Source organism: Acidisphaera rubrifaciens HS-AP3 (genome assembly GCF_000964365.1).
In the GTDB taxonomy this organism is placed as follows: domain Bacteria; phylum Pseudomonadota; class Alphaproteobacteria; order Acetobacterales; family Acetobacteraceae; genus Acidisphaera; species Acidisphaera rubrifaciens.
Genome location: NZ_BANB01000087.1, coordinates 1 through 9,969 on the forward strand (window position 1 = coordinate 1; position 9,969 = coordinate 9,969).

Here is a 9,969-nt window from a genome sequence, read left to right on the forward strand (position 1 = left end):
GATCGTTCCGGGCCCTTCGCAGACGCGTACGCCCGATCATGGGTGCGCGCCATGTTGGTGAAAGCCAGGTCTCGTCGATGAAAACCAGGCGGTCGGATTCGAGATCCGGCTGGTCCCAGCGGGCCGGGGCAGGACGTCGCTCCGCTCACGCTGTAAAGCCCGCAAGCGGCTGACGCTGGCGGCGCTGAGGCCGAACCGCTCCGCCGCCTCTCGGTGCGTCACGCCATCGACGATCGCCGTCAAAACCCGCGTCCCAAGATCAACCGAGAGAGCCTTTGATGTCCTTTCGGCCTCCCCTAACCCGGCAGACAGCTTGAATCAAATCACAGCCGGTTTGGGCACACTCCCGATTAAGTCAGTTGGGCCACCGCTCTAAAGCGCGCGGCCGCGACCCGCCTCACCATCGTGGCTAGGTTCAGCCGCTGTATTCAAGAACCCACGCCGCGGTTCCGCTACCCGGCGGAACATGCGGTGGTTACGTTTGAGTGGGTTCGGCATTCGGAAGCCCGGACTTATTGGCTTTAGGTTGGGCGGCGGCCGGGAAGGCCGGGCTTGCCCGGCGCCATCGACACACGGTCAAGACCGAACTGCCAAAGCGTCGGGCAGATCGACTCCAACGCGTCGCGCAGGGTGCTAAAGGATTTGGCAACGCCGCGCCGGTCCAGCACGGTCCAGACACGGCCGCTGTCTGTCGTCTCGGGCGCCACGAAGTAGACTAGGTCATCGCTGACGGGCCGCAGCATGATGCGCACATACTGTCGTCCGTCGCGCCCGGTCTCGATCGGGGGGGCGTCCGGGCCCCCGATCTGCCACCCGTAACGGCCACTGATACATCCCCAACGTGTTAGCTCGTCACGTTCGGCCAAGTTGATCCGGCCCGCTGGGTCCGACGGCGGCGGCGCCCGTCCCGGAAAGGCCAGGATCAGAGCCGTCGACGATGGAGGCGCCCCTTGGCACGGCATGCGAAAGCTATAGCCCCACACAAACCCGTGAGGCAACCATTTTGCAAAGCAATGGATAGTAGCCGCCAAGCATGCCACCGGTCTGTCGGCCGAAGAACAAAATTATGCAAAAGCAAAACGCTCCGCACCTTTCTCGCCGCGTTGCTCCGCTCCGGCCGGCGCCGCGGGCCGGTATCCGGCCACACTTCGGGCACGCGTCGTCACACCGTCAATCAAACGTGATTATGATCGGCGCGGTCGGGTGCCGGGCGTGGCGTCAGAGCTCTTGAATGGATGCCGCCTATTGGTCGCCGACGACACTCGATGGGGGCGACCGGAGCGTGTATCAAGGCGATTGACGTTCGGAAATCCACCATGCAACCATCGCGTGCTCTGCGGTGGTTTGCTGCAATCAATCGTAATGCTCGCCGCGGCGATCGGAGGCAACCGGTTTGGGTCATTATCAGACGTTGGAACGGTGCCGTGTTAGCGGAAGCACCCATCTTATTCCCGTGCTTGATCTTGGCCAGCAGGCACTGACCGGCGTCTTCCCACGCACGGCGGACGAGCCCCTCACCACCGGTCCCCTCTCACTGGTCTGGTGCCCGCAATCCGGGCTCGTGCAGCTCGGCTGTTCCTACGATCTGCGCGAGATGTATGGGGACAACTACGGCTACCGCTCGGGACTCAACGCCTCGATGGTGCGCCACCTTGGGCAGAAGGTGGCTGAGCTCTCGGCCTATGCCGGCCTGCGGGCGGGGGATGCCGTGCTAGACATCGGCGCCAACGACGCGACGTTGCTGAAATCCTATCAGACGACAGGACTTCACCGCATCGGGATCGATCCCACCGGCGAGAAGTTCCGTCGCTATTACGAGGACGGCATCACGCTGGTGCCGGATTTCTTCTCCGCCGCCGCCTATCGGGCCGCATGCGACCGGCCGGCGCAGATCGTTACCTCCATCGCCATGTTCTATGACTTGGAGGATCCGATCGACTTCGCGCGCGAGATCGAATCCGTGCTGGCGCAGGGCGGCGTGTGGCATTTCGAGCAAAGCTATCTGCCGTCGATGCTGCGCATGACCTCATACGACACGGTCTGTCACGAGCATCTTGAATACTATTCACTCGGCGTCGTGGCCCGCATCCTGGAGGCCGCCGGGCTGCGTGTCGCCGACGTTAAGATGAATGCCGTCAATGGCGGCAGCTTTGCCGTCACCGCTGTCCGCCGCGATGATCCGCGTCGCGGCGCCGACGCCGTGATCAACTGGCTGCTGGAGCAGGAAGACCGCATGGGGCTGGCGACGCCGCGCCCCTATCGGGAGTTCGAGGAACGGGTCTTCCGTCATCGGACCGATCTGACCCGCCTCTTGAAGTCGCTGGCCGCCGACGGTCGCACCGTCCTCGGCTACGGCGCCTCCACCAAAGGCAACGTGCTCTTGCAGTTCTGTGGTCTCACGACGGCGGAGGTGCGGGCGATCGCCGAGGTCAACCCCGATAAATACGGTGCCATCACCCCGGGGACGCATATCCCGATCGTGTCGGAGGCCGAAGCGCGCTGCATGCGGCCGGACTATTTCCTCGTGCTGCCATGGCACTTCAAGGAAGGCATCATCCAACGCGAGCGCGAGTATCTCGCCGCTGGCGGCCGCATGATCTTTCCGTTTCCGGAGATCGAAATCGTCTGATCGCGTAGCGCGGGACGCGCGCTACGCGATGCCGTCGTAGCGCACCTCGGTCATCATGCCGGCCGCCATGTGATAGAGATTATGGCAGTGGAGCGCCCAGCGTCCGGGATTGTCGGCGTCGAAGGCGATGCGTACGCGGCCCATCGGCGGCACGAGCACCGTGTCACGCACCGCGCCGGCGACCGGGCGACGATCAAGCGCGATCACCTGGAACGCATGGCCGTGCAGGTGCATCGGATGCGCCATCATCGAGCGGTTGACCATGTCGATCTCGATGCGTTGTCCCCGGCGCACCATAAATGGCGTCACCGCAGGCCACGTTGCGCCGTCGATCGTCCAGACATAAGGCCGCATCCCGCCCGACAACACCAGCGTGCGCGTCACGTCGGCCGACCGCGCCACCAGCGGCGTCCGCGCCGAGAGGATCGCCTCCAGGCTGTTGTCCACGGCCGGCGCCGCCGCCGCGGACTGTGCCGCGATGCGCGCAATCGGCGCCCCCGGTGTCGCGACCACGATTCCCGTGCGGTCACGCCGGCCCTCCACCTCGGCGAGGATCGGATAGGCGCCATCGCCTGGCAGGTCGATCAGCACATCGAGCCGTTGCGCGATGGCGAGCGGCAGCCGCCGCGCGCTGACGGGTCGCACCGCATGCCCATCCGCCGCGACTACCTCCCCCGTAAGCCGGCCAAGATCGATCCAGAACTGGGTAGAGGACGAAGCATTGATGATGCGCAGCCGCAGCCGTCCCCGCGCGGCGGTCCGCACGACCTCGGGGTCACCTAACGTACGGTCATTGGCGAGGAAGGCATCATAGTCGATGTCGTTGAGGTCCATCGCCATGTCGCCCTCCATGGCCATGTGCAGGCCGCCCTGCGCCGACATGCCTTTCATCGCCATGCCGCCCATCGCCGTGTCCCGAGGCACGGCGGAGCGCATCCGTGCGGCCGGCATGATCGGTGGCGCGCTGTCCATCGCCCGCATCATCGCGGTCGTCTGCGCGGCGCTACGGCCGGTCACGCCGGCAAGCAACGCCTCCGGCGGCCTGTGGCTGAAATCGTGCAGCATCAGCACGACCTCCTGCCGGTCCTCGCGCAGCTCCTCGGCGGTGCGCACGATCAGCGGCGCGGTCATCAACGCCTGTTCCTGCAGTCCGTGATGGGAGTGCATCCAGAACGTGCCCGGGATCGGCGCATAGTCATAGTCCTGCCGCCCGCCGGCCGGAATCGGCGGTGTCTGCGGCCATGGAAACCCGTCCTGGGTCCACGGGGGCAACTGCCCATGCCAGTGGATGATTGTCGGCTGCGTGGTCGCATTGCGAAGTCCGACCCGGAACCGCTCGCCCGGCGCGAGCCTCAGTCCCGGTGCATCGTCCGGCCCCAGGAGGCGGAATACGGTTGCTGGTCGGCCGTCCACGTCGATCGAGCGCGTGCTCGCGACCAGCGTCTGGCCGCCATGCCCGGCGAGGGGGGCCTGCGCCGCTTCGTCCGTCGCCCGCACGCCACGCGGTGATGCGGCCAGCGCCGCCACGGCAAAGCCGCCGACGAGCGCACGACGACGAGTGATGCGTTGCATGATGGCGCCCTCCGGGTTCCCCTGGCCGAGGTGTGGGTTCCGGCGTGGCAAGGTCAAGCCATGCGGCTGACGTAAAGTGGGCCCTATCGATCGTGCGCCCAGGCCGCGACGCCACGCGCGAAATCGCGCCACGTGTCGAGCCGCAGGCCGGCGGCCTCCGCCCAGAGCCGTCGTGCCGTTGCCGGCCGTTCCATCGCGCGCACCGCCTCGGCGATGGCCGCGGCGTCTGCGCCCGCGAGCGGCAGGGTGCCCGCACGGGGACGTCCGGCGAGCGAGGGCAGGGCGGCATGCGCGATCACCGGCACGCCCGCATGCAGGCTTTCGACCGGGGGCAGACCATATCCCTCGACCTCGCTCGCATAGATCGTGGCGCGCGCGGTGCCGTATAGCGCGGCAAGCCGTGCGTCGCTGGCGTCTTCTTCCCACGCCAGCCGCGGCTCGCGCGCCGTCAGCGCCCGCAGCCGTGCCACCCAGGGCAGGGTCGATGCGTGCTTGAAAATCCGCCCGACCAGCACCAGGCGCGCGTCACTGCCCTCGGCCCAGAGCTGCTCGAACGCGGCGAGGACACGGTCCTGATGCTTTCGCCCGTCGATCGAACCCACGCACAGATAGGTCCGCCGCGCGGACGACCAGGTCTGCCGCGGGATCGCCGGCCCGTCGGCGCCAAGCGGCAGGACGGGCCCGCAGGCCGCGCGCCGCGTGATGCGCGTTGCATAGTCTTCGCGTGTGCGGGCGCTGATATGCGCGACATGCCGGGCGTCGCGCAGCAGCCTCAGATACGGCATCAGCGCGTAGGACTGCTCCACGCCGATCAGCGCCGGGTGCAGCCACGGAATGAAATCATAGGCGATGAACGCCGTGCGGTCCGGATCGGACCCGAGCTGCCAGTGGTGAAAAGCGCAGCGTACGAAGTCATAGAACACCTCCGGCACCAGGATCGGGGCGGCGGCCGGCGCATCCTCCGGCGTCGTGTCGGCCAGCGCCGCCGCGATCGCCGCCCGTGTCTCGGCGACCGGGCGATCCTGGGCGAGAAGGGCGCCGACGGCGGCGGGCACGCGCACCAATCCACGCTCCGGCACGTAGTGGCACAACAGCGCCGCCCGTTGCGGAGGCCAGTGTCGCCAAAGCTGGCGCACGACACGTTGGATCCCCGTCATGACCGGATTGGCGATCAGCTCCGTCGCATCGATCAGCATCGGGCCAGCGGGCCGGCGCCGCGGCGACGCCTTCCGGGCGTGCGCCCGCTGTGCCGCGGTCGTGCGCGCCCTCATGCGGCACATCCAAGGGCCGTCAGCAGCCCGTCTGCATAGCGGTCGAAGTTGCGCTCGCGCAGCAGTGCCGCCCGCGCCGGTAGGTTGCGGTCGAAATGCGCGCCCGCGTCGATCAACGCCATCAACGCCTCCGCGACGAGCACGGCGCTGATGGAGTCCGGCACCGCGCGCACCCAGTGCGGTGCGTCCATGGCCGCGGCAAGATGCGCCGTCGTGACGGTCGGCAATCCGGCCGCCATGCAGTCCAGTAAGGCGCCGGAAAGGCCACCGAGCTGGTAGGTGCGCAGCTGCACGCCGAGGTCCGCGGCGGCGAGCCATAGCCGGTAGACCGCATCGGACACACCCCGGCTGGTGAACATGACGTAGGGCGCGACCCCGATGCTCGTTGCGACATTCTGTATGTAAGCCTCGGTCGCCCGGTCGGCCGCACCGACATAGACGAGACGCGCCGCCACGCCCCAGGCGCGCAAGGTTTCAAGGGCCCATAGCAGATCCTCCGGTGCCCGGTCGGCGCTGACGGCGCCGAAGGTGGCAATCACCACTTCGTTCTCCGGCAGTCCGAGCTGACGCCGTGCGGCCAACCGCGCGGCGGACGACAGCGAGGCGTTGGGCAGCACGCGATAGGGCGAGAAAGGCAGCACGACCGGCGGAGGCAGGCCGCGCGCCACGAGCCGCGTCGCGGTCGGCTGCGAGTGGACGATCAGCGGACGCGCCGCGTGCGCGATCTCGTCCAGAAACAGGGTCGGCAGGCGTCCCGGATGGGCCAGCCACTCGTCGATGTCGGCGCGACTGACCGGTCGCCCCAGTTCCGCCGATGCCTGTGCGCATGCACGGTCGTAGCCATACACATGGACGTAGAAATCAAGCATCCGCGCGTCATGGGCGATTACGGCGCCGCCCCAGGAAAGAAGCTGATCAACGATTCCGCGATGGAGGCCGGAGTTGCCGACGACGCAGACCGCGGCGTCGAAATGCCGCGAGAGCAAGGCGACGGGACCGATTGCGGTCGGCCGTGCGGCCAGCCCGTCCGGCACGGAAGGTCGCGTGGTCGAAGTGAACACATGGACGTTCGCCCGATGGGTCAGCGCGGGCAGGCAGGCGGCCGAGTAGTCGGCCACCCCGGACGCATCCGGCGGCAGCGGCGTCAGGAAAGCGATGCGGGGCCGCGCGTTGCGGGCGACCGCCGGCATCCGCAGGCCGCGATGGGCGGAAGCCGCCAATCCGGCGGCGATCGGCGCCCAGAATCGTGCGGCCACGGCATTGAGGGCGAAGCGCGACGCAAGTCCCTCTTGCCTGCCCCGCGCCGCGGCACGCGTCGCCGGGTCGGCGGCCAGAGACTCGAGCGCGAGTTGCAGGGCGGTGACGTCGTCCGGAGCGAAGCGGTCCCGCGGATCGGGCAACAGCTCGGCGTGCGCCTCTCCATCCGCAGCCAGCACCGGGGTGCCGTTTGCCGCCGCCTCGATGACCGGGACGGAAAACCCCTCAACGCGGGACGGGACAACGCACGCCATCGCGTCGGCATACAACGATCGCAGCGCCGGATCGCTCAGATGGCCGGAGAATGTCAGCAATTCCGGCCGTCCCATCAGGCCGGCGTGAAGGCGACGCAACTCGCCCTCTCGCTCCGCAGGGTAGCGACCCGCGACGACCAGCCGGATACCCTCAGCCGCGAGCCGCGCGCTGCGCGCATGGGCCGCCACCGGCGCCTCGATGTTTTTGCGCCAGTCATCGCCCCCGCACGCAAGAATATAGGGGGGAAGGGCCCCGCCGCCCGCCGGCACCGTGGTCGGCAGCATCGCCTTGCGCAGCCCGACGCCCGTGACTGCCATGCGGTCGTCCCTGACGCCCAGAAGGACCTGCAAGCGGGAGGCGGTGTGGGCGGATATTGGAAGAAAGAAGTCGTGATCCTTCAGCCAGGCGAGCCGTGCCAGATAGGCCGTCGCGTCAGTAGGGTCCGCCAGATAGCGCGCCTGATGGTCGATCGGGATGAAGTCGTAGACGATCGCCGCGCTGAACGGGCTGCGACGCAAGGCGCGCGCGAGCGGCAGCGAGGAATGGGTCATCGGTGACGGCGAGATGAGGGCCGCCGGAACGGCGCCGGTATAGAACGTGGCACTGACGGCGTCGAAGAGGCCTACGTACGCGTCGCCAAGCGGCGGCAACGCCGGGTCGATCACCCCGATCAACCGCATCGCGGGCATATCGACGCTTGCTTTGCCCGCTAGAACGGCCGCCACGTGCTGCCCGATCCCCCGCTCGCGGAACCGCATATCCTGCAGGCAGCGCGCATCAACCAAGACGTCGGGACCTGGCGTGCGGACGGGTGGCCTTTCCGAGCGGCGGTCCGGGGAGGGCGGCGAGGTCTTCCGCTCCGGTGGGACCGTATCGGGCCGTGCCCGCGTGCTGGCGCGCGTCAACGCCCCGACTCGCCGGCCTGCTCACCGATCAGGTTCAACAACAGGTCTTGCAGCACGGCGTCGATGTCCGCGCCGCCAGCCGCGAGCGCCGTACCGTACGCGCCGGAGTCCCAGAGCCGGGCGACGGCCTCACCATGCAGCAGGAGCGTGATCAGCGCTTCCTGCCGACGCGTATCAGGTTGTTCCCCTGCGCTCATCGGTCAGCTGAACGGATGGTTGGTTGCATCGCGTCACCCGAGACATGCGGTGGTTGAAACCATGCTCCTGCCTGTGCTTCCGGTCGAGATAGTCTCTCCGTTTTTTACGTATATCTAACGTATTAACCATCTTTACGGGCATTGATGGCACTATAGAGCACGCATAGAGTGCAATTGACCGATGGCCGGGGCTCCCGCGATGTCAACGACCATGCCGACGCCGCCTCCGGGCCGGCCCGCTTTCCTGACCCTGGCGATGTGGCTTGCCTGGGTCGTGCGCCCCGAGGTGCGTCGCGGTGCTGCCCTGCATGACGCAGCGGCGCAGCGCGACTACGTCGCCTGGTGGCTATTGCATGGTCGCGCGGAATATCCGGCCGTCTGGTGGTGGGGCCCGGCGCAGGCGGAGGTCGCGATGGAGACCGTGGCGGCGCCAAGCGGCGTGCCCCTGCCGCGTCTGCTGCATGTGCTGTGGGACGTCTGGCCCGCGCTGCGCGATCGCTTCGACCTGACCTGCGCCGAGTCATGCGCCGAATTTCTGGCTTGGTACCGTCTCGTCGGTCCCGCATGCCTTGCCGCCGCGCCGCGGTTGCCGCCCGCATGCATGGTCCTGACCGAGCAGCCGACAGGCCGGCCGGGATGGATCACCGACGGGCGCGTGCCACCTCGAATCGTGGTCGCCGCGGCCGCATCCGCGGCGGCGGACGGCCGTCCGCCCATCCTCGACATGGACCAGCGCCGGCGGCTGATCGCATGGTTCGCCGCCAATCGCGACAGCGCGATTCCGCCTCCGTCCCTTCCGCCCGATGCGCCGGAGCCACTGCCGCGCGCGGTGCCAGATTCCAATCTCGATCCGCGCGGGGTCAATCTTGTCGGGTTCGCTCGCGCCGAAATGGGGATCGGCGAGGATGTCCGTGCCATGTCGGGCGCGCTCGACGCGGCAGGGGTGCGCCACTGCGTGATCGACATCCTGCCGCAATCCGGGGCGCGCCTCGGCGACGGCAGCCTGCGCGCGCGCGTGGCGGCGGCCCCGCGCTATGCGACCACCGTCTTCTGCATGACCGCGATCGATGCGGCCCGCGTCTACCTGCACGACGGGCCCAAATTGTTTGCCGCCGCGACCCGCGTGGGCGCCTGGGCCTGGGAATTGCCGTCCTTTCCGGACGACCTGGTCGCCACGTATGAGCTGGTGGACGAAATCTGGGCGCATACAGCCTATATGGCGGCCTCGTATCGGGCGAACGCCCCCATCCCGGTGCGCCTCATGCCGGCATCGGTAGCGGTGCCGCCTGCCTTGGCCCTGGCAGCCGCCGGCCATCCGGCCCGGCGACGCTTCACCGCGGTCTATCAGTTCGATCCGAACTCCTATTTCACGCGCAAGAATCCGCTCGGCGCCATCGGGGCGTTCCAGCGCGCCTTCCCGCCCGCCGACCGCGCCGCGCGGCTTGTGCTGCGTGTCAACGGCGTGCTCGACGAGTGGCAGGAGGCGCCGGCCCTGCGTGCGGCCTGCCGGGCGGACCCGCGCATCAGCATCCATGAAGGGACGCTGTCACGGCGCGCGATGCTGCGTCTGCTGGCGGGCGCCGATGTCTTCATCTCGCCGCATCGGGCCGAGGGCTTCGGGCGCAACCTGGCTGAGGCCTTGCTGCTTGGCCTGCCGGTCCTGGCGACCGGCTTTTCCGGCAATACGGATTTTCTACTGCCGGCCGAGCAGGTGCGCTGGCGTGCCCGCGGCGTGGGCGAGGGCGAATACCCGTTCGGCGACGGACAATGGTGGGCGGAGCCCGATATCGATGATCTTGCCGCCCGGCTGGCCGTGCTGGCCGAGGCGGTGCGCGCCGGACGCGGACCGCCGGCCGTACCTCGGCGTGCCGCGCCTCCCTGTA

General features: G+C 68.3%; 7 protein-coding genes. 2 read left to right on the forward strand and 5 right to left on the reverse strand.

Annotated elements, in window-relative coordinates:
• Positions 1-521 precede the first annotated feature (521 nt).
• Complete coding sequence (locus tag B8460_RS03435) at positions 522-752, reverse strand: hypothetical protein (RefSeq protein ID WP_148360314.1); 231 nt, start codon at positions 750-752, stop codon at positions 522-524.
• Between the two features lie 659 nt (positions 753-1,411).
• On the opposite strand from B8460_RS03435, the gene B8460_RS03440 reads away from it, so the two are divergent.
• Positions 1,412-2,629, forward strand: coding sequence for a class I SAM-dependent methyltransferase (locus tag B8460_RS03440; protein WP_277813916.1), 1,218 nt, complete (start codon positions 1,412-1,414; stop codon positions 2,627-2,629).
• Between the two features lie 21 nt (positions 2,630-2,650).
• Here B8460_RS03440 and B8460_RS03445 read toward each other — a convergent pair whose 3' ends face one another.
• From B8460_RS03445 to B8460_RS03460, 4 genes are all read right to left on the reverse strand, one after another.
• Positions 2,651-4,201 carry a multicopper oxidase family protein gene (locus B8460_RS03445; RefSeq protein WP_048860178.1) on the reverse strand — a complete coding sequence of 517 codons (1,551 nt, stop codon included), beginning with the start codon at positions 4,199-4,201 and terminating at the stop codon, positions 2,651-2,653.
• A gap of 83 nt (positions 4,202-4,284) precedes the next feature.
• Positions 4,285-5,397: a glycosyltransferase gene (locus B8460_RS03450; protein ID WP_048860179.1), complete on the reverse strand. Its 1,113-nt coding sequence runs from the start codon at positions 5,395-5,397 to the stop codon at positions 4,285-4,287.
• A gap of 71 nt (positions 5,398-5,468) precedes the next feature.
• Positions 5,469-7,769: a glycosyltransferase gene (locus B8460_RS03455; RefSeq protein ID WP_148360316.1), complete on the reverse strand. Its 2,301-nt coding sequence runs from the start codon at positions 7,767-7,769 to the stop codon at positions 5,469-5,471.
• A gap of 116 nt (positions 7,770-7,885) precedes the next feature.
• The gene (locus tag B8460_RS03460; RefSeq protein WP_048860181.1) at positions 7,886-8,086 is read right to left on the reverse strand and encodes a hypothetical protein; all 201 of its coding nucleotides are present in this window, start codon (positions 8,084-8,086) and stop codon (positions 7,886-7,888) included.
• Positions 8,087-8,285: 199 nt separating this feature from the next.
• Between B8460_RS03460 and B8460_RS03465 the strand changes: the two genes are divergently transcribed.
• Positions 8,286-9,969 (forward strand): glycosyltransferase (locus B8460_RS03465; RefSeq protein WP_148360317.1); only part of this gene is annotated, 1,684 nt, incomplete at its 3' end.